The sequence below is a fragment of the Micromonospora cynarisoli genome (assembly GCF_030518815.1).
GTDB classification, from domain to species: Bacteria; Actinomycetota; Actinomycetes; order Mycobacteriales; family Micromonosporaceae; genus Micromonospora; species Micromonospora wenchangensis.
In genome coordinates, this window is record NZ_CP130426.1 from 892,434 (window position 1) to 913,874 (window position 21,441).

The following is a 21,441-nucleotide window of genomic DNA, read 5'->3' on the forward strand; positions in this document are numbered from 1 at the left end:
TCGACGTGCCGGCGCCTGACCAGTCGGACGCCGACCGACCGCACGCCGGGCCGGGGCGTGCGGGTCACGCCGTGGCCGGGCGGGGCGGGTGAATGGTTCGACACGGGGTCCTCCCTGATCGGTGTCGACCTGGGTGACCAGGCCACGCTTGCACCGGGTCGTTCACCGGTGCCTGGTCCTCACCCGGAGCACCCCACCGTGGCGGAGGGTTGCCGGCCAGCGAGCCGGGGCTTGACGCTGGCGCTCATGACCTGCCCGAAATCTAGCAGCAGTGACCGGTCGGTCGTCCACCCGTTATGACGGCCCTCACGTCCGGCCCTTACCGGCGGGTGGGTCGCGCGGTGGCCGGCGGGCGGCGGGCGATATCGGCGTCGTAGCGGACCCGGGCCGCCTGCACCTCGGCCAGGTGGGTGGTGGCCCAGGCTTCCAGGCCGGAGACCAGGTCGAGCAGGCTACGGCCCAGGTCGGTGAGGGCGTAGTCGACCCGGGGCGGGACACTGGCGTGCACGGTGCGGGTGACCAGACCGTCGCGTTCCAGCCCGCGCAGGGTCTGGGTGAGCATCTTCTGGCTGATCCCGTCGATGTGCTCGGCCAGTTCGCCGTAGCGTCGTCCGCCGTCGGCGAGGGTGAGCACGACGAGCACGCTCCACCTGTCGCCGATCCGGTCGAGGACCTGCCGGCTGCCGCAGTCGCGCTGGAACGGGTCGGGTCTCATCGGCTTACTCTCCATCAGTGCGTCACAAACTTCAAGGTGCCTACTCTCCGTCGGGAAGTATCGACTCCCACCTGCGTGTTGGCCAGTACGACAGGAACACGCCACCCGAAGGAGAGCGCCATGTCCGTCGTCGTCACCGGGGCCACCGGCCACCTGGGCCGCCTGATCGTCGAATCCCTGCTGCGCCGGGGCGTACCCGCCGGGCAGATCGTGGCCCTCGGTCGCACCGTGGACCGGCTCGCCGACCTCGCCGAGCGGGGCGTCAGGGTCCGGGCGGCCGACTACACCGACCCCGACTCGCTGCGCGCCGCCTTCACCGACGCCGAGAAGCTGATGTTCGTCTCCGGCAGCGAGGTCGGCCAACGGGTGCCCCAGCACCACAACGTGATCGAGGCCGCCCGGCAGGCCGGCGTCGGTCTGGTCGTCTACACCAGCATCGCCCACGCCGACACCTCCGACCTGCTGCTGGCCGCCGAACACCGGGCCACCGAGGAGGAACTGCGCGCCTCCGGGCTGCCGTACGTGCTGCTGCGCAACAGCTGGTACCTGGAGAACTACACAGGTCAGCTGGCCGGCTACCTGGCCCACGGGGTCGCCGGGTCGGCCGGCGACGGCCGGGTCAGCGCCGCCACCCGTGCCGACTACGCCGAGGCCGCCGTCGAGGTGCTCACCACGGAGGGACACGCCGGTCAGGTCTACGAACTCGGCGGCGAGGCGTTCACCATGACCGAACTGGCCGCCGAGGTGTCCCGCCAGAGTGGACACGACGTCCGCTACACCGACCTGCCGGTGCCGGCGTACACCGAACTGCTCGTCTCCGCCGGGCTGCCCGAGCCGTACGCCGCCACCCTCGCCGACGCCGACCGGGGCATCGCCCAGGGGGCACTGTACGTGCCCGTGGAGAACCTGGAGAAGCTGCTCGGCCGCCGGCCCACCAGCCTCGCCGAGGCCCTGCGCGCCGCCGGCTGACCCGGCCGGAACGGGCGGGCGCGGCACTGGATAACCGGTGGATCGGGCCCGCCACCGGCCCGACAATGCTCCACATGGATCACCACACGCTGGTGCGGACCAGCAAACGGATCGCGCTGGCCCTGCGCCACCGACCCGCCCGGTTCGGCCTCGCCCCCGACCCGGGCGGGTGGGTGACCGTCACCGACCTGCTGGCCGCCCTGCGGATCGACCGGGCCACCCTCGACGCCGTGGTCGCCGGCAACGACAAGCAACGGTTCGCGGTGACCCGGGACGCCGACGGGGTGGAACGCATCCGGGCCAGCCAGGGCCACTCGTACCCGGTCGACCTGGGGTTGACCGCGCAACCGCCACCCGTCCGGCTCTACCACGGCACCGGGGCCGCGGCCCTCGACTCGATCCGGGCCACCGGGCTGAACCGGGGCGGACGGCACCACGTCCACCTGTCGCCGGATGTGCCGACGGCCCGGCGGGTCGGGGCCCGCCGGGGTGGCGCGGTGGTGGTGCTGACCGTCGACGCGGCGGCCATGGCCCGCGACGGCCACACCTTCTACCGCAGCGCCAACGGCGTGTGGCTCACCGACGCGGTGCCACCCGCCTACCTGGCCTGACCGGCTGTTGCCGGGGCGGGCCGACGTTCCGTGCGGGGGCGGCCGGCCCCGGGTGCGGGTATGGTGCGGATTGTCGCGCCAGCCCGGTGCGTCGGGCCGGGGGCCGACGCGCCACGCGCCCCCACCACGGGCAGCCCGGGGGACGCCCGTCGGAAAGGAGCCGCGTGATGGCAGCGCCCCCGCTCTCCCCGCACGACGCACTGGCCCAACTCGGCCGGATCCGCCTCGACGAGGTGGGTGTGGACGAGGTGTTGCGGATGATCGCCGATCTGGCCTGCCGCAGCCTGAGCGGGGTGTCCGAGGTGTCGGTGACCCTGCTGCGCGGCGGTAGCCCGCAGAGCGTCGCGGTGACCGGCGACGCCGCCCTGCTGCTCGACGAGTGGCAGTACCAGCAGGGCCACGGGCCCTGCCTGGACGCCTCGGTCACCGGCGACACCCTCGTCGTGTCCGACACCGGCACCGAGGAACGCTGGCCGGGCTGGGCGGCACGGGCCGTCGACGCGGGCATCGGCAGCGTGCTCGCGATCGGCCTGCCGATCCAGGAGGCGGTGGTGGGCGCCCTCAACCTCTACGGCGCCCGGCCGCGCGCGTTCGACGCCGGGACTGTCGAACTGGCCCGGACGTTCGCCGCGTACGCCGCGGTGGCCCTGGCCAACGCCCACCTCTACGCCAGCGCGGCCACCCTGGCCGAACAGATGCGCTCGGCGATGGAGAGCCGGGCGGTGATCGAGCAGGCCAAGGGCATCATCATGGGGCAACGGCGGTGCACCGCCGACGAGGCGTTCGGCATCCTCGCCAAGCTCTCCCAGGACTCCCACCGCCGGTTGCGCGACGTCGCCGCCGCCCTCGTCGGTCGGGCCACCGCCGGCAGCCGCTGAACCCCGTGTCTCAGCGGTCGGCGGCGGTGGGCTGACCGGGCACCGGCTGGGTGACCTGCCGCACCAGGGCCTCCGCCACGTCCCGCAGCTTGCGGTTGGAGTTCTGTGACACCCGGGCCAGCAGCGCGAACGCCTCGTCGGCAGTGCACCGGCGTTGCCCCATGATGATGCCCTTGGCCTGCTCGATCACCGCCCGGTTGCGCATCGCCTCCTGCATCTGTTCGGCCAGCGTCGCGGTGCTGTCGTAGAGGTGGGCGTTGGCCAGGGCCACCGCGGCGTGGTCGGCGAACGTCCGGGCCGGCGCGGCCAACGGGCCGAACGCGTCGGGCCGGGTGCCGTAGAGGTTGAGGGCGCCCACCACCGCCTCCTGGATCGGCAGGCCCAGCGACATCGACGAGCACACCCCCACGGCGTGCGCCCGGGCCGCCCACTCCGGCCAGCGCCGCTCCTCGGTCATGTCCGCGACGATCAGCACCGTGCCGGTGGTGGCCGCGTCCAGACTCGGGCCCCGGCCCTGTTCGAACTGCCACCTGTCGAGTTGGAGCGCGAGGTCGCCGGTGTGGACGGCGGTGGTCGCCTCGGTGCCGTGCACCAGGGTCACCGTCACCTCGGCGGCGTCCGGGATGCTCTCCCGGGCCACCTCGGTGATCCGGGACAGGACGGCGTCGAGGCCCATCTCGTCGTGGCGGATGGACCCCAACCGGAGGACAGCCTCGGTGATGTCGAGCGGTGACTGCGGCATGGCGTCTGACGTCCTTGCGAACCGGCGCGGAACCACCGGCGCAGCCGGCAGCGCGTGATGATCGGCCCGTGCCGGTGGACCGCTGGTGCGGACCTGCCGGGACGGACCGGGGACCGCGCCGCTGCTTGACGCTCGCGCACGACACCCGGTCGGGCGTCGAATGCGGAGCATCACTGTACCGGTCGATCGGTGCGGACACGCGTCGGACACCACCACGGTGTCGACTTCTCCGGTGGTGTCCGGCCCGGACAGCGCGAGATGATGGCGTCCGACGACGACAGGGGAGTGGACGGATGACGGTGGAGATACCGCGCGACGGTCGGGTGCTGTTCATCGGCGACAGCATCACCGATGCCGGACGGGACCGCAGCGACCCCGCCGACCTCGGGGTGGGCTGGGCGATGATGGCCGCCGCCTGGTTCACCGCGCGGCACCCGGAGCAGCGGGTGACATTCCGCAACCGGGGCGTCGGCGGCGACCGGGTACGCGACCTGCGGGCCCGCTGGGCCGACGATTGCCTGGCGCTGTCCCCGCAGGTCGTGTCGGTGCTGATCGGCATCAACGACACCTGGCGGCGGTACAGCAGCGGTGAGGCCACCACGGTCGAGGAGTTCACCGCCGACTACCGGCATCTCCTGGCCGCCACCCGTGAGGCGCTGCCCGACGTCCGGTTGGTGCTGATGGAACCGTTTCTGCTCCCGGTCGACGACGACCAGCGGCGCTGGCGCGACGACCTGGACCCGAAGGTCGACGCGGTGCGCAAGCTGGCCGCCGAGTTCGACGCGACGCTGCTCGCGGTGCAGGCGCGGTTCGACACCGCCGACGTCGACGACCGGGTGTGGACCGACGACGGGGTGCACCTGACCCCGCCCGGTCACGCCGTGCTGGCCCAGCAGTGGCTGGCGGCGGTCACCCCGGGCACCTGACCCGGCGACCCGTTCCGACCGCCGACCCCGACGGTCGGGTCAGCCGCGCCGCCACGGCAGCCGCAGCCGGCGGCGGGACGGCTCGACGCCCAGGTCCAGCTCCGGCTCCGCCCCGCCCCGGCGTCGCCACCGGTTGCCCTGCTGGTCGGTGAAGCACAGCTCGACGGTGGCCGACGCGTAGCCGGTCAGGTCGACCGTACGGTCGACGGTGACGAAGAGTTCGCCGTCGCGGTGGCCGTTGAGCCGGTCCACCGGACCGGTCAGCGCCGTGACCCCGACGACGACGTCCCCGTCGTCGGCGGCGCGCACCCGGGGCGTGGCGGTCAGGTCGAAGACCGGCCCGTCGCTGTCGTTGGTGACCCGTACCCGCAGCACCCCGCCGCCCTCGATCCGGGTCGAGGTCGACACCAGGCGGGCCTGCCGGGCGCGGGCGGCCCGGTCCTCGCGCCGGCGGGCCCGGATCTCCCGGCGCAGGCTGAGCACGCCGAAGAGCAGGGTGCCCACCGTGCCGAGGCCGCCGAACCAGTCCGGCACCGACCCCCAGTCGATGTGCCCGTGCACGGGCAGCCAGGCCAACAGCTCCACAGTCGACATGGCCGGCACGATACCGTCGGCCCGCCAACGTCGGGTGCGGCCGACGGGGTCGGGCCGTCGGCGTCGCCTGCCCGGTCGACCCGCCCCCACCGTCCCGTCCACAAGACCCGCACGTTCGGGCCGGGTGGTCGACACGGAGTGATACCGGCGCTGCCGACGGGTAGGGTTGAGGGAAGGATCACCACCACGGGCCGGCCGTGTCGCACCCGACCCGTGGGGCGTGGCCCCTGTCGTCCCGCCCCTCCGGGAGGTCAGATGAGTTCCCTCGGTCCCGCTCACCAGACCCGAGCGGCTCGGCCCGCAGCGCGGCGGTCCTTCCCGTCCCCGGTCCGCTTCCGGCACCACCCGGCACCGGGCGTCCCGTCCACGTTCCGGCCCGGCCGCACCCCGGCCCCCGGCACCGGCACCGGTCGACGATGACCGGCGCGGCGCAGGACGCCGGTTTCTCCATCACCCCACCCCGCCCCGGTCGGCTGCCGCTGCGTGGCCGCGACGAACTGGTCGAGACGATCCTGCGGGCCGCCGAGCCGCCGGCCGGCACGCCCCGTCCGGCCGAGGAGGCCGCCCAGATCCTCTGGGGCCTGGGCGGCTGCGGCAAGAGCGCCACCGCGCTGGAGGTGGCCCGCCGGCTGGAGGCACGCGGTCGGCTGGTCTGGTGGATCTCGGCGAAGGACTCGGCCCGGGTCAGCGCCGGCATGCGCGAGATCGCCGGTCAGCTCCAGGCCCCGGAGAGCCAGCTCGACCTGGCCTGGGCGGGCAAGACCCGCAGCCCGGTGGAGCTGGTGTGGACGCTGCTCAACGAGTCGGACCGCCCGTGGCTGCTGATCTTCGACAACGCCGACGAACCGTCCCTGCTGGCCCCGCTCGACGGCCGGGTCGCCGAGGGCACCGGCTGGTTCCGCCAGCCGCGCACCCGCAACGGGCTGGTCCTGGTCACCACCCGTGACGGTCGCCAGGAGACCTGGGGCGACTGGTCCACCATGCACCCGGTGCGGGAACTCTCCCCACCGGACGCCGCCCAGGTCCTGATCGACCTCGCCGGTGACGCGCCCGGCGGCCTCACCCAGGCCACCAGTCTGGCCACCCGGCTCAAGGGGCATCCGCTGGCCCTGCGCGGGGCGGGCACCTATCTCGCCGAGGCCAACCGCATCCCGGTCGGCGGCCCCGGGGTCTCCATCCGCACCTACGACGGCTACCGGGAGGCCCTGGACCGCCGCTCCGGCGCCGGCACGACCCGTACCGTGTCGCAGGCGTTCGACCGGGCGGTACGGCCGGTCGTGCAGTCCTGGGAGATGTCGCTGGACCTGCTCGCCGGGCGGGGGCTGGCCCAGGCCCGCCCGGTGCTGCGGCTGCTGGCCTCGCTGGGGGATGCGCCGATCCCGTACCAGATCCTGCTGGACCCGGCCCGGTTGTCGGCGTCCCGGCTGGTCGGTGAGATCGGCGAGGACCGGCTGCGCGAGGTGCTCCGGTCGCTCGCCGACTTCGCCCTGGTCGACCTCGGCGTGATCGAGTCGCTGCCCGCGCAGTCGCCGGTCGCGCACGTGGTGACCCTGCACCCGCTGGTACGCGAGCTGGTGCACGACCACCCCGACGTGATCGCCGACCGGCCCGCCTACCACGAGCTGGTGCTCACCCTGCTCGACGTGCTGCGGCTGCGGGACCCGGACCGGCCCCGGGAGGAGGAGTTCGACCCGGACGAGCCCGACAAGTGGGCCAGCTGGCACGTGCTGGCCCCGCCGACGACCGGGGCGGTGCTGGCCTTCTTCGACGCGGGGGACCTGCCCCGTACCGAGCCGGAACTGCTCACCACCGCGCTGGACCTGGCCCGGCTGATCGCCCGTTTCCTGCTGGCCGTCAGCCTGCCCGGCCAGGCCGAGATCCTGCTCGACCGCTGCCTGGCCGCCTGCCGCCGGATCGGCCTCGACCCCCGGGAGCGGGCGGTGCTCAGCCTGCGTCACGAACGGTCCCGGGCGGCGTTGGAACAGGGGCAGCTGGACCGGGCCGAGACCGAGCTGCGGGAGATCATCCCGGCCCGGGAGGCGCTGCTCGGCCGGGAACACCGCAACACCCTGGCCAGCCGGCACAAGCTGGCCCGGACCATCTTCGAGCAGGGCCGGTGGGCCGACGCCGAGCAGGAACTGCGGGAGATCGTCCGGGCGGAGTTCCGGGTCCGTGGCCCGGAGGACCGGGACACCATGACCGCCCGGCACAGCCTGGCCCGCGCGGTGGCCGCCCAGGGCCGGTACGCCGAGGCCCGCGCCGAGCTGACCGAGATCCTGGAGATCCGGCTGCGGCACTGGGCCCCCGACCACCTGGAGACGCTGACCGTCCGGCACACCCTGGACTCCTGCCTGCTGCACGAGGGGCGGGCCGCCGAGGCCCTCGCCGACCTGCGGGCGATCCTCGCCACCGACACCGCCCGGCGGGAGGACCAGCACCTCGGGATGATCGCCGCCCGGCACACCCTGGCCGAGGCGCTGGTCGCCACCGGCGACCGGGTGGAGGCCGAGAAGGTGCTCGCCAAGGTGGTCACCGACCGGCGGCGCATCCTCGGCGACGACCACCCCGACACGGTACGGGCGGAGGCCGACCTGCGACAGCTACAGGGTGGATGAGCGCGGCCCGTGCCGCAGCCGCCCGACGAGGGAGTGACGTGAGCCAACACCTGCGCCGCAGCGACCGGCTGACCCCCGGGTCGCTGCGGGACCTCGCCACCGGGGAGATCGACCTCATCTGGCACCGGGAGTACTTTCCGCGTGCCGAGTGCGACGCCGTCCTGCCCCGGGTGGTGGCCGCCGTCGCGGCGGCGAACTTCTCCCTCACCACGGAGTTCACCAGCGTCGGCACCTCGATGGGACAGGTCGCCAACGGCGGTGACGTGGTCCGCCGGTACCTCGACGACGCGCCGGCCACCACCCGGCTGATCCGGCACGAGGTGTTCGCCGGTCGGCAGTCACCCACCGACCTGATCCGGTTGGACCTCGACGAGATGTGGCCGTACGGGGCGACGGTCGGCCGGCACGAGGGGCGGATGATGCTCCCCGGGGTGCTGCGCCGGATGACCCCCGGTGGCCGGGGCCGCCCGCACATCGACCGCCGGCAGATCCCCCTGCTGGACACCTACCGGCTGCGGCGACGGCTCGGGGTCAACATCTACCTGGAGGTGCCGGCGCCCGGTGACGGCGGCGAGATCGACTTCTGGGGACGCCTCGGCGAGGACGAGTTCGTGGCGCTCAAGGCCGACCCGTTCGACTACGGCCTCGACCCGGAACGGGTCGGGCCGCCGCACGACACGGTGCTGCCCGGCAAGGGTGACCTGGTGATGTTCGAGGCGGGCCGGATGCACGGGGTGCGGGAGGTGCGTCGGGGCTGCCGGACGTCGGCCGCCTGCTTCGTCGGGGTACGCGGCGACGCCGACCCGCTGCTGCTGTTCGCCTGACGGCCCACCGGGCGTTGCCACGGCCCGGGGTGATCCTCTACGGTCGGACCAGCGGTTGGCGGTGCGGTCCTTCCCAACCACCACCGCCGAGTGGCCCCGTGGCGGGCCGGGGCCGGTGGGGCCCCGGAGCACCCTGCCGGTGGCCCGACGGCGGTCCCGTGTGTCCTTCCTGCCCGTGTCCGTTCCGCGCCCCTGGCCCGGTTCCGGTCGTTACGGTGGGAAACACGCCGAGCCGCCCGGGAGATCCCGTGTTCCTCACGCCCCACGAGCAGGACCGCCTGCTCGTCCACGTCGCCGCGGACGTCGCCCGCCGCCGGCGCGAGCGCGGACTGCGCCTCAACTATCCCGAAGCCGTCGCCCTGATCACCGCCTTCCTGCTGGAGGGCGCCCGGGACGGCCGGACCGTCACCGACCTGATGGCCGCCGGCCGGACCGTGCTCGGCCGCGACGACGTGCTCGACGGCATTCCGGAGATGCTGGGGGAGGTGCAGGTGGAGGCGACGTTCCCGGACGGCACCAAGTTGGTGACGGTGCACCACCCGATCCCGTGATCCCGGGGGAGATCCTGCCCGGCGACGGTCCGGTCGCGATCAACGTGGGACGTCCGGTGACCACCCTGCTGGTGGTCAACACCGCCGACCGGCCGATCCAGGTCGGCTCGCACTACCACTTCGCCGAGACCAACCCGGGGCTGCGCTTCGACCGCGCCGCCGCGTACGGGCAGCGGCTCGCGGTGCCGGCGGGCACGTCGGTGCGCTTCGAGCCGGGCGTCAGCCGCACCGTCGACCTGGTGCCGCTGGGCGGGGCCCGGATCGTGCCGGGGCTGCGCGGCGAGGTCGCCGGCCCCCTCGACCCCGGCCCGGATGCCGACGGGTCCGGCCCGCGCGACGCGGAGGCGGGACGATGAGCACCGTGGACCGGCGACGCTACGCCGACCTGTACGGCCCGACCACCGGCGACCGCATCCGGCTGGCCGACACCGACCTGCTGATCGAGGTGGAGGTCGACCACTGCGTCGGCGGCGACGAGGCGGTCTTCGGCGGCGGCAAGGTGATCCGTGAGTCGATGGGCCAGTCCCGGGCCACCCGGGCCGAGGGCGCCCTGGACACGGTGGTCACCGGCGCGGTGGTGCTGGACCACTGGGGGGTGGTGAAGGCCGACGTCGGGCTGCGCGACGGACGGATCGTGGCGCTGGGCCGGGCCGGCAACCCGGACACCATGCCCGGCGTCCACCCGGACCTGGTGATCGGCCCGTCCACCGAGGTGATCGCCGGCAACGGGCGCATCCTCACCGCCGGGGCGGTGGACACCCACGTGCACCTCATCTGCCCGCAGATCGTCACCGAGGCGCTCACCTCGGGCATCACCACCCTGGTCGGCGGGGGCACCGGCCCGGCCGAGGGCACCCGGGCCACCACGGTCACCCCGAACGCCTGGCACCTGGCCCGGATGCACGAGGCGCTGGACGCCTTCCCGGTGAACGTGCTGCTGCTGGGCAAGGGCAACACGGTCTCCACCGAGGCGCTGTGGGAGCAGTTGCGGGCCGGCGCGGGCGGGTTCAAGCTGCACGAGGACTGGGGGACCACCCCGGCGGCGATCGACGCCTGCCTGCGGGTCGCCGACGCGTCCGGGGTGCAGGTGTCCATCCACACCGACACCCTCAACGAGGCCGGGTTCGTGGCCGACACGCTGGGCGCGATCGCCGGCCGGGCGATCCACTCGTACCACACCGAGGGGGCCGGGGGCGGGCACGCGCCGGACATCATCACGGTGGCCGGGGAGCCGAACGTGCTGCCGTCGTCGACGAACCCGACCCGGCCGTACACCCGCAACACCCTCGCCGAGCATCTCGACATGCTGATGGTCTGCCACCACCTCAACCCGTCGGTGCCGGAGGACCTGGCGTTCGCCGAGAGCCGGATCCGGCCGTCCACGATGGCCGCCGAGGACCTGCTGCACGACCTCGGGGCGATTTCCATCATCGGCTCCGACGCGCAGGCGATGGGGCGGGTCGGCGAGGTGATCACCCGGACCTGGCAGAGCGCCCACGTGATGAAGCGGCGGGTGGGCGCGCTGCCCGGCGACGGCCCGGCCGACAACCACCGGGCCCGCCGCTACGTGGCGAAGTACACCATCTGCGCGGCGATGGCCAACGGGCTGGAACGGGAGATCGGCTCGGTGGAACCGGGCAAGCTCGCCGACCTGGTGCTCTGGGACCCGGCGTTCTTCGGCGTCCGGCCACATCTGGTGATCAAGGGCGGGATGATCGCGTACGCGCAGATGGGCGACGCGAACGCCTCCATTCCCACCCCGCAGCCGATGCTGCCGAGGCCGATGTTCGGCGCGTACGGCGTGGTGCCGGCCGCGACCAGCGTGGCGTTCGTCGCGCCGGCCGCGTTGGAGGCGGGCCTGCGGCTGGACGTGCGCCGCCCGTTGGTCCCGGTGGCCGACGTGCGCTCGCGGGGCAAGGCCGATCTGCCCGAGAACGGCGCGCTGCCGCGCATCGAGGTCGACCCGGACACCTTCACCGTCCGCGTCGACGGGGTGGTGGTCGACCCGGAACCGATCGCCGAGCTGCCCATGGCCCAGCGGTACCACCTGTTCTGATGACCCCGTCGAGCATGGTGCTGCTGCTGGCCGACGGCAGGTTCCCCGCCGGGGCGCACGCCCACTCCGGTGGCCTGGAGGCCGCGGTGGCGGCCGGCCTGGTCACCGACCCGGCCACCCTGGCCGGGTTCCTGCGCGGCCGGTTGGCCACCGGCGGGCTGGTCGCCGCCGCGTTCGCGGTGGCGGCGCACCGGGCCGCCGGGGCCGCCGACCGGCGGGCGACGCTGGCCCGGTTGGACGCCGAACTGGACGCCCGTACCGCCGCCCCGGCGCTGCGGGCGGTCTCCCGCCGGCAGGGCCGGGCGCTGCTGCGGGCCGGTCGGGAGATCTGGCCCGGCGGCGGGTTCGACGCCCTGCCCACCGGCCCGACCGGGCCGCACCAGCCGCTGGTGCTCGGCCTGGTCGCCGCCGCCGCCGACCTCGACCCGGTGGCGGTCGCGACCATCGCCGCGTACGGGTCGGTGACCGGCCCGGCCAGCGCCGCGGTCCGGCTGCTCGGCCTCGACCCGTACCGGGTGCATGCGGTGCTGGCGGCGTTGGCCGTCGACTGCGACGCCACGGCGGCCCGCGCGGTCGCCACCGCCGACGATCCGCCCGAGTGGCTGCCGGCCCCGGCCGCCCCGCTCACCGACATCCACGCCGAAGTCCACACCACCTGGGAGGTGCGTCTCTTTGCGTCCTGAAACCGTATCGCCGACCCCGCACGCGTCGATCCCGCACGACGAGACCGTGCCGCACACCCACCCCGAGCCGGGGGTCGACCCGCACGCCCCACTGCCGCCCACCGCCCGTCCGCTGCGGGTCGGCATCGGCGGGCCGGTCGGGTCGGGCAAGACCGCGCTGGTCGCGGCGCTGTGCCGGGCCTTCGCCGACGAGCTGCGCCTCGGCGTGGTCACCAACGACATCTACACCACCGAGGACGCCGACTTCCTGCGCCGGGCCGGGGTGCTCGACCCGGCCCGGATCAGGGCGGTGGAGACCGGCTGCTGCCCGCACACCGCCATCCGCGACGACATCGGCGCGAACCTCGACGCCATCGACGAGCTGGTCGACGGGGTCGGACCGCTGGACCTGGTGCTGGTGGAGAGCGGCGGGGACAATCTCACCGCCACCTTCAGCCGGGGGCTGGTCGACAGGCAGATCTTCGTGGTCGACGTCGCCGGTGGCGACAAGGTGCCCCGCAAGGGCGGGCCCGGGGTGACCGCCGCCGACCTGCTGGTCGTCAACAAGACCGACCTGGCCCCGCTGGTCCGCGCCGACCTGTCGGTGATGGACCGGGACGCCCGCGCCCGGCGGGGGGACCTGCCGACGGTGTTCCTGTCCATCGTGGGTGATCCGCTGGCCACCGGGGTGGCCGACTGGGTCCGGCACGAGCTGGCCCACCACCGTGGCCGGCTGGCCGTCGCCTGATGCGCGCGGTCGCCCGGGTGGTGGCGGTGGCCGACAGTCGCGGCCGCACCGTGCTGCGCGAGCTGCGCGGCGAGTCGCCGCTGCTGCTGCGCCAGGCCGCCGCCGAGGACGGCGTCCCCACGGTGTACGTCGTCGGCGGCGCGGCCGGTCCGCTGGCCGGTGACGACCTGCGGTTGAGCGTCGAGGTGGGACCGGGGGCGGCGGTGCGGGTGCGTACCGTCGCCGCCTCGGTGGCCCTGCCCGGCCCGGCCGGGGCGGTCTCCCGGATGCGGGTCGACGCGGTGGTGCACCGAGGGGGCACCCTGGACTGGCTGCCGGAGCAGCTCGTCGCGTCGGCCGGCTGCGACCACGTCGCCGAGTCCCGGGTGACCCTCGCCGAGGGGGCCCGGCTGCTCTGGCGCGAGGAACTGGTCTGCGGCCGGTACGGCGAACCCGCAGGCGACGTCGTGGTGGCCACCTCGGTCGACCACGCCGGCCGGCCGCTGCTGCGCCAGTCCCTGGCGGTCGGCCCGGCCGCACCCGGCTGGGCCGGGCCGGCCGTGCTGGGCGGGGCGACAGCGACCGGTTCGCTGCTGGTGGTCGGTCCCGCCGCCGCGTCGGGACCGGCCACCGTGGACGGCGGCGGTCAGCCCCGGGGCCGGGTGCTACCCACCGGCCCCGGGGCGTCCGCCGCCTGGCTGCCGCTGGCGGGTGGCCCGGCGGCCCTGCTCACCGCCACCGCCGCCGACGCGCACACGTTGCGCACCCTGCTCACCTCCCCGGCCGGCACGCACACCCCGCCCGGGGAGGAGGGGCCGGGGGAAGGTCCCCGTCGGCCCACCGCCCGCACCGGAGTCGACGCGGTGCCGGTCGCCTGACGGCCCACCACCCCCGCACGGCCACCGGCCCGGTTTCCGCCTCCGACGGGACCGGGCCGGTGCGGTTCAGCCGGCCCGGACCGGCTGCCGGCGCGGGTCGAGACGGGCGACCAGGTCGACGAGCTGCCCGGTCAGCGCCGCGTCGTCGATGATCCCGGCCAGCTCGGCCCGGACGAGGGTGTCGACGCGTTCCTGTTCGCGGCGGCCCCGGGGGGTCAGGTAGGCCCGGATGCGTCGCCTGTCGAACGGGTCGATCCGGCGGTGCACCAGGTTCTGGTCGACGAGCTGGTCGACGATCTTCGTCAGGGTGCCCGGCGGCAACGACTCCTCGGTGGAGACCTCGCTCATCGGGTGGCCCTGCCCGTCGGCGAGGCGGCAGAGCACCCGCCACGCCTCGACGGTGAGCCCCTCGGTGGTGAGCACCGCGCCGACCCGGCGGGCGAGCAGCCGTTCGGCGCGGGTGAGCGCGCGCATCAGGTCGACGGGCGTCGTGGGATCGTCGGCCATGTCTCTCCCCGTTCGGTGGGTTGCCATGTTACCGAAGCGTCCCGGTTCCCGGTCGGGTCTGGTGGCCCGCCAGGGTTGCCGGCAATCATGTCAGCATGTCCGTGCCGGTGCCCGGCCCCCACGGCGTGCCGGAGCCGTTGCCCCGCCCGGGCGGCACGGCCGGGGCGCCCCCCTGGTTGACCGTCGACAGGTCGGTGGTCAGTGTCGCGCTCGTCTTTCCGATGCGCGGCCCGGCCGGCATGTTCGGCCCCACCTGTGAACTGTGCGCCCAGTTGGCGGTGGAGGAGGTCAACCGGGCCGGTGGGGTGCTCGGCCGGGAGCTGCGGCTGGTGCCGGTCGACGGCGGTGCGCCACCGGCCGAGGTCGCCGCCGAGGTGGAGGCGCTGGTGTCCACGGGCGCGGTGCAGGGGGTCACCGGCTGGCACATCTCGTCGGTCCGGCAGGCGGTGGCGCCCCGGATCGCGCACCGGGTGCCGTACGTCTACACCGCCCTGTACGAGGGTGGGGAGCGTACCGAGGGGGTGTTCCTGACCAGCGAGACGCCCGACGCCCAACTCCGGCCGGCGATGCGGCTGCTCGCCCGGGAACAGGGGGTACGCCGCTGGTACCTGGTCGGCAACGACTACGTCTGGCCGCGCCGCACCGCGCAGGCCGCCCAGCGGTACGCCCGCGACGACGGCGCACGGGTGTGCGGGCGGGCGTTCCTGCCGCTGGGCACCGAGGACTTCGGGCCGGTGCTGCGGGAGATCGAACGGGCCGAGGCCGACGCGGTGCTGATGCTGCTCGTCGGCGCCGACGCCGTCAGGTTCAACCGGGCCTTCGGCCGGTCCGCACTCGACCAGCGGTGCCTGCGGTTGAGCACCCTGATGGACGAGAACATGCTGTTGGCCAGCGGCGTCGGCGGCACCCGCCGGCTGTTCAGCACCGCCGGGTTCTTCGCCGGCCTGGTCACCCGGGAGAACCTGGACTTCCACGGCGCGTTCGCCCGCCGGTTCGGCGTGGACGCCCCGCCGCTGGGCAGCCTGGGAGAGTCCTGCTACGAGGGCGTGATGCTGCTCGCCGCCCTGATCGCCCGTGCCCGCACGCTGGACGTGCGCGCCATCGGGGCGGCGGCGGACGCGGTCACCTACCACGGCCCCCGGGGCGAGTTGCGGTTGCGCCGCCGCCACGTCCGCCAACGCATCTACCTCGCCGAGGCCGACGGCCTCGACTTCACCGTGCTCGCCGAACTCTGACCCCGCTCTCTCCCCCCGGTGGCCTCCGGTCGCCCCGACGGCCCCGGCTGTCCCGGCTGTCCCCCGGTGACCAAGAGGTTTACGTCAGTTCCAGAGTCACTGCTGACGCAAACCTCTTGATCACGCGCGCGGGGGCGTGGGCGCGCGGGGCGTGGGGCGGGCGTGGGCGGGAGGGGGTGTTGACAGGGGGGTGGGTGGGGGTTCTAGGATGCTTCCTGCGTGAAGTAATCGCCATTCCTGCCTATTATCGGGTGGGTTCGGTGGTTGGTGGTACGCCCTGTGTCGGATGGGTGTCGCGCATTTTTGTGAACGGTCATCGTCCATTGTGGCGGTGACCTTTTTCGTGTGTGTCGAGATCGGTTCGGGAAACAGCCAATTAAGGGCTGGGAAACGTCGTGGCAATCAAGTGGGCAGAGGCTCTTGCTGCCCGAAAGTCCACTGCGGATCGCCACCGCGACGCCCCACCCGTCGCGCGACGAGGCCGCCGACGTGCACCACGACCGCACCGCTCACCAATCATCGACAGCAATACCTGTCGGCCAGTGCGGGCCGGCACGGAAATCATCCGGCGAACATCGCTCCGCAGGGAGAATGAATGTCACAGTTCCGGGGCCGCCGCATCCTGGCGGGCGCCATGATCCTCGTCGCCGCCGCCGCGCTCGCCGGTTGCGGCAGCAAGACCTCCGACGAGAAGTCGACCGCCGGGGTCAGCGCCGACGTGTCCGGCGACACCGTCAAGGTCGGCCTGCTCAATTCGCTCTCCGGCACCATGGCCATCAGCGAGGTCACCGTGCGGGACTCCATCATGCTCGCCGTGGAGGAGATCAACGCCGCCGGCGGCGTGCTGGGCAAGAAGATCGTCCCGGTCGGTGAGGACGGTGCCTCCGACTGGCCCACCTTCGCCGAGAAGGCCGAGAAGCTGATCTCCCAGGACCGGGTCGCCGCCGTCTTCGGCTGCTGGACCTCGGCCAGCCGCAAGGCGGTCAAGCCGGTCTTCGAGAAGAACAAGGCGCTGCTGTTCTACCCGGTGCAGTACGAGGGGCTGGAGCAGTCGCCGTACATCTTCTACACCGGGGCCACCACCAACCAGCAGATCGTGCCCGGCCTGGACTACCTCAAGGCGCAGGGCAAGAAGTCGGTCTACCTGGTCGGCAGCGACTACGTCTTCCCGCGTACCGCCAACAAGATCATCAAGGCGTACGCGGCGGCGAACGGGATGACCGTGCTCGGTGAGGACTACGCCCCGCTCGGCTCCACCGAGTTCGGCACCATCGTCAACAAGGTCCGCTCGTCGAAGGCCGACGCGGTGTTCAACACCCTCAACGGCGACAGCAACGTGGCGTTCTTCAAGGAGTACACCTCCGCCGGGCTGACCGCCGCGAGCATGCCCGTGGTGTCGGTGTCGATCGCCGAGGAGGAGGTCAAGGGGATCGGCACCCAGTACCTGAAGGACCAGCTGACCGCCTGGAACTACTACCAGACCACCCCCGGCGCGGCGAACCAGAAGTTCGTCGCCGCGTACAAGGCCAGGTACGGCGCGGACAAGCCGACCAGCGACCCGATGGAGGCCGCCTACGTCGCGGTGTACCTGTGGAAGGCGATGGTCGACAAGGCCGGCACCTTCGAGGTGGAGAAGGTCCGGGCCGCCTCCGGTGGCATCACCTACGACGCCCCGGAGGGTCTGGTCACCGTGGACGGCCCCACCCAGCACATCGCCAAGACCGCCCGGATCGGCAAGGTCGGCGCGGACGGGCTGATCACCGAGGTGTGGAACTCGGGCCAGCCGATCACGCCCGACCCGTACCTGAAGAGCTACCCCTGGGCGAGCGGCCTGAGCTGACCGATCCCGGCCCGGGCGGGAGGCACCCCCGCCCGGGCCGACCCACCCCTTCGGAGCGCGAACGTGACAGTCCTCTTCGGTCAGCTCTTCACCGGCGTCAGCATCGGCGCGGTGCTGCTGCTCATCGCCCTCGGCCTGGCGCTGACCTTCGGCCAGATGAACGTGATCAACATGGCGCACGGCGAGTTCATCATGGCCGGCGCCTACACCACCTACGTCCTCCAGCAGACCGTGACCGCCGCCGGCTGGTCGCTGCTGGTGGCGCTGCCGGTCGCCTTCGCGGTCGCCGGCGTCATGGGCGTGCTGCTGGAGGTGCTGCTGATCCGCCGCCTCTACGCCCGCCCGCTGGACACCCTGCTGGTCACCTGGGGCGTCTCGCTGATGCTCCAGCAACTGGCCCGGGACGTCTTCGGCAGCCCCAACGTGCAGACCCGGGCCCCGGCGCTGCTCACCGGCAACGTGTCCCTGCCCGGCGGGCTGACCGTCGCCAACAACCGGCTGTTCATCCTGGCGCTCGCCCTGGCCGCCGTGCTGGCGCTCACCCTGGCGCTGCGGCTCACCCCGCTCGGCCGACGCATCCGCGCCGTGGTGCAGAACCGCGACCTCGCCGCCGTCTCCGGCATCCCCACCGCCCGGGTCGACCGGACGACCTTCTTCATCGGCTCCGGGCTGGCCGGCGTCGCCGGGGTCGCGCTGACCCTGCTCGGGCCGATCGGCCCGACGATGGGCACCAACCTGATCATCGACGCCTTCCTGGTCGTCGTGGTCGGCGGCATCGGCCAGCTCAAGGGCAGCGTGATCGTCGCCTTCGCGCTGGGCGTGCTCCAGGCCACCGGCGAGTACCTCACCACGCTCAGCGTCGCCAAGGTGATCGTCTTCGTGGCGATCGTGGCGTTCCTCCAGTGGCGGCCCCAGGGGCTGTTCACCCTGCGTACCAGGAGCCTCGCATGACCGCCGCGCCGCTGGTCGGCACCGATCCCGCCAGCGCGGCCGGCACCCCGGCCGGCGGCCGGCCGGGCCGCCGGTTCGACGGCCCGGCCCGCACCGCCGTGGGATTCGCCCTCGGCGCGGCGCTGCTGTTCGCCGTCGCCCCACTGGCCCTGTCCGACTTCCGGCTGTCGCTGCTGGCCAAATACCTGTGCGTCGCGATGGTCGCGGTCGGCGTCGGCATCGCCTGGGGCCGGGGCGGCATGCTCACCCTCGGTCAGGGGGTGTTCTTCGGCCTCGGCGGCTACGCGATGGCCATGCACCTCAAGCTCGCCGACGCCGGCCCCGGCCAGCTGCCCGACTTCATGCAGCTCTACGGCCAGCTCGACGAGCTGCCACTGTGGTGGCGGCCGTTCGCCAGCCCGTGGATCGCGCTGCCGGCCACCGTGCTGCTGCCGATGGCCGTCGCGTTCGGCCTCGGCTCGCTGGTCTTCCGCCGCCGGGTCCGCGGCGCCTACTTCGCCATCCTCAGCCAGGCCCTCGCCGCCGCGATGGTGATCCTGCTCGTCGGCCAGCAGGGCACCACCGGCGGCACCAACGGCCTCACCGACATCCAGGGCTTCTTCGGGTACGACCTGGACGACCCGGTCAACCAGCGGATGGTCTACTTCATCATCGCCGCCAGCCTGCTCGCGCTGCTGGCCCTGGCCCGGCAACTCATCCGCAGCCGGTACGGCGAACTGCTGGTGGCCGTCCGCGACGGCGAGGAACGGGTCCGGTTCCTCGGCTACGACCCGGCCGGCGTCAAGCTCGTCGGCTACGTCGTCGCCGCCGGCATGGCGGGGCTCGCCGGGGCGCTCTTCGTCCCGGCGGTGGGGATCATCTCGCCCGCGTTGATCGGGATCGTGCCGTCCATCGAGTTCGTCATCGGCGTCGCGGTCGGCGGCCGGGCCACCCTGCTCGGCCCGGTGCTCGGTGCGGTGGCGGTGGCCTGGGCGCGTACCGCCCTGTCGGAACGGTTCCCGGGCACCTGGACGTACCTGCAGGGGTTGCTGTTCGTGCTGGTGGTGGCGTTCCTGCCGGGTGGCCTGGCGTCGCTGTGGGCGTTGGCCCGGCAGCGCCGGTCGGACCCGGCGGGGGCGCGGTGGTGGCGGCGGACCCGGCCGGCGGACCCGGCCGAAACCCGGACGGAGGTGTCGGCGGCATGACCGGCCCGCAGCTCGACGGCCTGTGCGTACGCGACCTGCGGGTCACCTTCGACGGCTTCACCGCCGTCGACGGGGTCGACCTCGACGTGCCGCCAGGCGACATCCGGTTCCTGATCGGCCCCAACGGGGCCGGCAAGACCACCCTGGTCGACGCCGTCACCGGGCTGGTCCGGGCCACCGGCTCGGCCCGCTTCGGCGACCGGGAACTGCTCGGCCGCGACGTGCACCGCATCGCCCGGCTCGGCATCGGCCGCACCTTCCAGACCGCGTCGGTGTTCGAGGAGCTGACCGTGGTGCAGAACCTCGACATCGCCGCCGGGGCCGCCCGGAGCTGGTGGACACTGGCCCGCCGGCGGCACCGCGTGCCCGACGAGGTGGCCGCCGCGCTGGAGACGATCGGGCTGGCCGACCGGGGCGACCAGCCGGCCGGCGCGCTCGCGCACGGGCAGAAGCAGTGGCTGGAGATCGGCATGCTGCTGGTCTCCGACGCCCGGCTGCTGCTGCTCGACGAGCCGGTCGCCGGGATGAGCCACGAGGAACGCGACGCCACCGGCGCCCTGCTGGAGACGGTCAGCCGGGACCGCACCGTGGTGGTCATCGAACACGACATGGACTTCCTGCGCCGCTTCGCCCGCAGCGTGACCGTGCTGCACGCCGGCAGGGTGCTCAGCGAGGGCACCGTCGCGCAGGTGCAGGCGGACCCCCGGGTGCAGGAGGTCTACCTCGGCGTCGACACCGCACCGGAGGCGTGATGTTGGAGTTGCGTGGCGTACACGCCGGCTACGGCCGCAGCGAGGTGCTGCACGGGGTGGACGTGGCCGTGCCCGCCGACGGGGTGGCCGCCGTGCTCGGCCACAACGGCGCGGGCAAGAGCACCCTGCTGCGGGTCGCCGTCGGCCTGCTGCGCCCCCGTGCCGGCACGGTCACCCTCGACGGGGAGGACGTCACCCGGCTCGCCCCGCACCAGCGGGTCGCCCGGGGCCTGGCGTACGTGCCGCAGGGCCAGCAGTGTTTCCCGCACCTGACGGCGGCGGAGAACCTGCGGCTGGTGGCCGACGGCCGGCGCGACGGGGCGGCGGCCACCGCCGAGGCGCTGGACCTGTTCCCGGCGTTGCGGAGCCTGCTGCGGCGGCGCGCCGGGCTGCTCTCCGGCGGCCAGCGGCAGCAGTTGGCCATCGCCCGCGCGTTGGTCACCCGGCCCCGGCTGCTGCTGCTCGACGAGCCCACCGAGGGCATCCAGCCGTCGGTGGTCGCCGAGATCCAGGACCGGATCGTCGAGCTGGCCACCGGGGCCGGCATCCGGGTGCTGCTGGTGGAGCAGCACCTCGGCTTCGCCCTGCGGGTGGCGACCCGGCACTACGTGCTGGAATCCGGCCGGGTCACCGCCACCGGCGACGGTGGCCGGGACGCCGAACGGTCGGTCCGCCGGGCGCTCGCCGTCTGACCGTGCCGGCGTGGCTGGACTCGGCCCTCTAGGCCAGCCGGATGTCGTCGCCGTCGACCGTCACCGCCCGGGGCGGCAGGGGGCTGCCGGCCGGGCCGCTGCGCACCGCGCCGTCGGCGATGCCGAAGACGCTGTTGTGGCAGCCGCAGACGATGGTGCCGTCCTTGACCGAGGTGACCGTGCAGCCCTGGTGGGTACAGGTCGCCGAGAACGCCTTGATGGTGCCGGCCGCCGGTTGGGTCACCACCACGCCCTCGGCCTTGAAGATCTTGCCGCCGCCGACCGGGATGTCCGCCACCGCGGCCAGCGCCGCCGGGGCGGGCGGCTGCTCGCCGCCCCCGGCGGGGGAACCGCTCGCCCCGGCGGACGGCCCGGCCGGTGCGCTGCCACCAGGCGCGGCGGCGGCCGGCGCGGCGGCCGACCCGCCGGTCTGCGGCGCCGCGGCCGGCGTGGTCGGCTCACCGTACGTCTGGCAGCCGACGAGCAGGGCGGTCACGCCCACCCCACCGGCACCCGCCAGCACCGCCCGCCG

At 73.9% G+C, this 21,441-nt stretch carries 23 protein-coding genes and 1 riboswitch; of the genes, 18 read left to right on the plus strand and 5 right to left on the minus strand.

The window, feature by feature from the left end; translation table 11 throughout:
- Window positions 1–139: 139 nt before the first annotated feature.
- A riboswitch (SAM riboswitch) is annotated at window positions 140–252 on the minus strand.
- 67 nt (window positions 253–319) lie between these two features.
- Entirely contained in the window at window positions 320–715 is a 396-nt protein-coding gene (locus Q2K16_RS03605; RefSeq protein WP_302743524.1) for a winged helix-turn-helix transcriptional regulator, read from the minus strand.
- A gap of 120 nt (window positions 716–835) precedes the next feature.
- Here Q2K16_RS03605 and Q2K16_RS03610 point away from each other — a divergent pair, with 120 nt between their 5' ends.
- The 3 genes from Q2K16_RS03610 (at window position 836) to Q2K16_RS03620 (ending at window position 3,173) form a co-directional block, all read left to right on the plus strand.
- The gene (locus Q2K16_RS03610; RefSeq protein WP_302743525.1) at window positions 836–1,684 is read left to right on the plus strand and encodes an SDR family oxidoreductase; all 849 of its coding nucleotides are present in this window, start codon (window positions 836–838) and stop codon (window positions 1,682–1,684) included.
- A 74-nt stretch (window positions 1,685–1,758) separates the two neighbouring features.
- The gene (locus tag Q2K16_RS03615; protein ID WP_302743526.1) at window positions 1,759–2,295 is read left to right on the plus strand and encodes an RNA 2'-phosphotransferase; all 537 of its coding nucleotides are present in this window, start codon (window positions 1,759–1,761) and stop codon (window positions 2,293–2,295) included.
- 167 nt (window positions 2,296–2,462) lie between these two features.
- Window positions 2,463–3,173: a GAF and ANTAR domain-containing protein gene (locus Q2K16_RS03620; protein WP_302743527.1), complete on the plus strand. Its 711-nt coding sequence runs from the start codon at window positions 2,463–2,465 to the stop codon at window positions 3,171–3,173.
- Window positions 3,174–3,183: 10 nt separating this feature from the next.
- On the opposite strand, the gene Q2K16_RS03625 is transcribed toward Q2K16_RS03620, so the two are convergent.
- Window positions 3,184–3,915: a GAF and ANTAR domain-containing protein gene (locus Q2K16_RS03625; protein ID WP_302743528.1), complete on the minus strand. Its 732-nt coding sequence runs from the start codon at window positions 3,913–3,915 to the stop codon at window positions 3,184–3,186.
- 293 nt (window positions 3,916–4,208) lie between these two features.
- Here Q2K16_RS03625 and Q2K16_RS03630 point away from each other — a divergent pair, with 293 nt between their 5' ends.
- Complete coding sequence (locus tag Q2K16_RS03630; RefSeq protein ID WP_302743529.1) at window positions 4,209–4,841, plus strand: SGNH/GDSL hydrolase family protein; 633 nt, start codon at window positions 4,209–4,211, stop codon at window positions 4,839–4,841.
- Window positions 4,842–4,880: 39 nt separating this feature from the next.
- Here Q2K16_RS03630 and Q2K16_RS03635 read toward each other — a convergent pair whose 3' ends face one another.
- Window positions 4,881–5,435, minus strand: a complete 555-nt coding sequence (locus Q2K16_RS03635) for a hypothetical protein (RefSeq protein WP_302743530.1) — start codon at window positions 5,433–5,435, stop codon at window positions 4,881–4,883.
- Between the two features lie 416 nt (window positions 5,436–5,851).
- On the opposite strand from Q2K16_RS03635, the gene Q2K16_RS03640 reads away from it, so the two are divergent.
- The 8 genes from Q2K16_RS03640 (at window position 5,852) to Q2K16_RS03675 (ending at window position 13,748) form a co-directional block, all read left to right on the plus strand.
- Window positions 5,852–8,050: a tetratricopeptide repeat protein gene (locus tag Q2K16_RS03640; RefSeq protein ID WP_302743531.1), complete on the plus strand. Its 2,199-nt coding sequence runs from the start codon at window positions 5,852–5,854 to the stop codon at window positions 8,048–8,050.
- Window positions 8,051–8,088: 38 nt separating this feature from the next.
- On the plus strand, window positions 8,089–8,874 hold the full coding sequence (locus Q2K16_RS03645) for a 2OG-Fe(II) oxygenase (RefSeq protein WP_302743532.1): 786 nt from the start codon (window positions 8,089–8,091) through the stop codon (window positions 8,872–8,874).
- Between the two features lie 248 nt (window positions 8,875–9,122).
- On the plus strand, window positions 9,123–9,425 hold the full coding sequence (locus tag Q2K16_RS03650; protein ID WP_145920177.1) for an urease subunit gamma: 303 nt from the start codon (window positions 9,123–9,125) through the stop codon (window positions 9,423–9,425).
- Window positions 9,422–9,781, plus strand: a complete 360-nt coding sequence (locus Q2K16_RS03655; protein ID WP_302743533.1) for an urease subunit beta — start codon at window positions 9,422–9,424, stop codon at window positions 9,779–9,781. The genes Q2K16_RS03650 and Q2K16_RS03655 overlap by 4 nt, the downstream gene beginning before the upstream one ends.
- Window positions 9,778–11,481 (plus strand): urease subunit alpha, encoded by a 1,704-nt coding sequence (locus Q2K16_RS03660; RefSeq protein WP_302743534.1) that lies wholly within the window; start codon window positions 9,778–9,780, stop codon window positions 11,479–11,481. The genes Q2K16_RS03655 and Q2K16_RS03660 overlap by 4 nt, the downstream gene beginning before the upstream one ends.
- The gene (locus tag Q2K16_RS03665; protein ID WP_302743535.1) at window positions 11,481–12,164 is read left to right on the plus strand and encodes an urease accessory protein UreF; all 684 of its coding nucleotides are present in this window, start codon (window positions 11,481–11,483) and stop codon (window positions 12,162–12,164) included. The genes Q2K16_RS03660 and Q2K16_RS03665 overlap by 1 nt, the downstream gene beginning before the upstream one ends.
- The gene (ureG, locus tag Q2K16_RS03670; RefSeq protein WP_302743536.1) at window positions 12,154–12,891 is read left to right on the plus strand and encodes an urease accessory protein UreG; all 738 of its coding nucleotides are present in this window, start codon (window positions 12,154–12,156) and stop codon (window positions 12,889–12,891) included. Before Q2K16_RS03665 ends, ureG begins: the two co-directional genes overlap by 11 nt.
- Complete coding sequence (locus Q2K16_RS03675) at window positions 12,891–13,748, plus strand: urease accessory protein UreD (RefSeq protein ID WP_302743537.1); 858 nt, start codon at window positions 12,891–12,893, stop codon at window positions 13,746–13,748. The genes ureG and Q2K16_RS03675 overlap by 1 nt, the downstream gene beginning before the upstream one ends.
- 66 nt (window positions 13,749–13,814) lie before the next feature.
- Here the strand turns inward: Q2K16_RS03675 and Q2K16_RS03680 are convergent, their stop codons facing one another.
- Window positions 13,815–14,255: a MarR family winged helix-turn-helix transcriptional regulator gene (locus tag Q2K16_RS03680; protein ID WP_302743538.1), complete on the minus strand. Its 441-nt coding sequence runs from the start codon at window positions 14,253–14,255 to the stop codon at window positions 13,815–13,817.
- A gap of 95 nt (window positions 14,256–14,350) precedes the next feature.
- Between Q2K16_RS03680 and Q2K16_RS03685 the strand changes: the two genes are divergently transcribed.
- The 6 genes from Q2K16_RS03685 to urtE all read left to right on the plus strand — a co-directional run bounded on the left by Q2K16_RS03685 (window position 14,351) and on the right by urtE (window position 20,909).
- Window positions 14,351–15,490 carry a substrate-binding domain-containing protein gene (locus Q2K16_RS03685; protein WP_302743539.1) on the plus strand — a complete coding sequence of 380 codons (1,140 nt, stop codon included), beginning with the start codon at window positions 14,351–14,353 and terminating at the stop codon, window positions 15,488–15,490.
- A gap of 595 nt (window positions 15,491–16,085) precedes the next feature.
- Window positions 16,086–17,330, plus strand: a complete 1,245-nt coding sequence (urtA, locus tag Q2K16_RS03690; RefSeq protein ID WP_302743540.1) for an urea ABC transporter substrate-binding protein — start codon at window positions 16,086–16,088, stop codon at window positions 17,328–17,330.
- Between the two features lie 63 nt (window positions 17,331–17,393).
- On the plus strand, window positions 17,394–18,281 hold the full coding sequence (urtB, locus tag Q2K16_RS03695) for an urea ABC transporter permease subunit UrtB (RefSeq protein ID WP_302743541.1): 888 nt from the start codon (window positions 17,394–17,396) through the stop codon (window positions 18,279–18,281).
- The gene (gene urtC, locus Q2K16_RS03700; RefSeq protein WP_302743542.1) at window positions 18,278–19,465 is read left to right on the plus strand and encodes an urea ABC transporter permease subunit UrtC; all 1,188 of its coding nucleotides are present in this window, start codon (window positions 18,278–18,280) and stop codon (window positions 19,463–19,465) included. Before urtB ends, urtC begins: the two co-directional genes overlap by 4 nt.
- The gene (gene urtD / locus Q2K16_RS03705) at window positions 19,462–20,217 is read left to right on the plus strand and encodes an urea ABC transporter ATP-binding protein UrtD (RefSeq protein ID WP_302743543.1); all 756 of its coding nucleotides are present in this window, start codon (window positions 19,462–19,464) and stop codon (window positions 20,215–20,217) included. Before urtC ends, urtD begins: the two co-directional genes overlap by 4 nt.
- Window positions 20,217–20,909 carry an urea ABC transporter ATP-binding subunit UrtE gene (gene urtE, locus Q2K16_RS03710; protein ID WP_145920167.1) on the plus strand — a complete coding sequence of 231 codons (693 nt, stop codon included), beginning with the start codon at window positions 20,217–20,219 and terminating at the stop codon, window positions 20,907–20,909. The genes urtD and urtE overlap by 1 nt, the downstream gene beginning before the upstream one ends.
- A 28-nt stretch (window positions 20,910–20,937) precedes the next feature.
- Here the strand turns inward: urtE and Q2K16_RS03715 are convergent, their stop codons facing one another.
- Window positions 20,938–21,405 (minus strand): Rieske (2Fe-2S) protein, encoded by a 468-nt coding sequence (locus tag Q2K16_RS03715; RefSeq protein ID WP_302743544.1) that lies wholly within the window; start codon window positions 21,403–21,405, stop codon window positions 20,938–20,940.
- Window positions 21,406–21,441 lie beyond the last annotated feature (36 nt).

What these genes read in the sequence shown, in the direction of transcription:
- urtE (WP_145920167.1), top strand. Translation starts at nt 20,217, where the DNA reads ATGTTGGAGTTGCGTGGCGTACACGCCGGCTACGGCCGCAGCGAGGTG.
- Q2K16_RS03610 (WP_302743525.1), top strand. Translation starts at nt 836, where the DNA reads ATGTCCGTCGTCGTCACCGGGGCCACCGGCCACCTGGGCCGCCTGATC.
- urtA (WP_302743540.1), top strand. Translation starts at nt 16,086, where the DNA reads ATGTCACAGTTCCGGGGCCGCCGCATCCTGGCGGGCGCCATGATCCTC.
- Q2K16_RS03640 (WP_302743531.1), top strand. Translation starts at nt 5,852, where the DNA reads ATGACCGGCGCGGCGCAGGACGCCGGTTTCTCCATCACCCCACCCCGC.
- Q2K16_RS03680 (WP_302743538.1), bottom strand. Translation starts at nt 14,255, where the DNA reads ATGGCCGACGATCCCACGACGCCCGTCGACCTGATGCGCGCGCTCACC.
- Q2K16_RS03605 (WP_302743524.1), bottom strand. Translation starts at nt 715, where the DNA reads ATGAGACCCGACCCGTTCCAGCGCGACTGCGGCAGCCGGCAGGTCCTC.
- Q2K16_RS03685 (WP_302743539.1), top strand. Translation starts at nt 14,351, where the DNA reads ATGTCCGTGCCGGTGCCCGGCCCCCACGGCGTGCCGGAGCCGTTGCCC.
- Q2K16_RS03620 (WP_302743527.1), top strand. Translation starts at nt 2,463, where the DNA reads ATGGCAGCGCCCCCGCTCTCCCCGCACGACGCACTGGCCCAACTCGGC.
- urtC (WP_302743542.1), top strand. Translation starts at nt 18,278, where the DNA reads ATGACCGCCGCGCCGCTGGTCGGCACCGATCCCGCCAGCGCGGCCGGC.
- Q2K16_RS03665 (WP_302743535.1), top strand. Translation starts at nt 11,481, where the DNA reads ATGACCCCGTCGAGCATGGTGCTGCTGCTGGCCGACGGCAGGTTCCCC.
- urtD (WP_302743543.1), top strand. Translation starts at nt 19,462, where the DNA reads ATGACCGGCCCGCAGCTCGACGGCCTGTGCGTACGCGACCTGCGGGTC.
- Q2K16_RS03625 (WP_302743528.1), bottom strand. Translation starts at nt 3,915, where the DNA reads ATGCCGCAGTCACCGCTCGACATCACCGAGGCTGTCCTCCGGTTGGGG.
- Q2K16_RS03675 (WP_302743537.1), top strand. Translation starts at nt 12,891, where the DNA reads ATGCGCGCGGTCGCCCGGGTGGTGGCGGTGGCCGACAGTCGCGGCCGC.
- Q2K16_RS03635 (WP_302743530.1), bottom strand. Translation starts at nt 5,435, where the DNA reads ATGTCGACTGTGGAGCTGTTGGCCTGGCTGCCCGTGCACGGGCACATC.
- Q2K16_RS03630 (WP_302743529.1), top strand. Translation starts at nt 4,209, where the DNA reads ATGACGGTGGAGATACCGCGCGACGGTCGGGTGCTGTTCATCGGCGAC.
- Q2K16_RS03660 (WP_302743534.1), top strand. Translation starts at nt 9,778, where the DNA reads ATGAGCACCGTGGACCGGCGACGCTACGCCGACCTGTACGGCCCGACC.
- Q2K16_RS03615 (WP_302743526.1), top strand. Translation starts at nt 1,759, where the DNA reads ATGGATCACCACACGCTGGTGCGGACCAGCAAACGGATCGCGCTGGCC.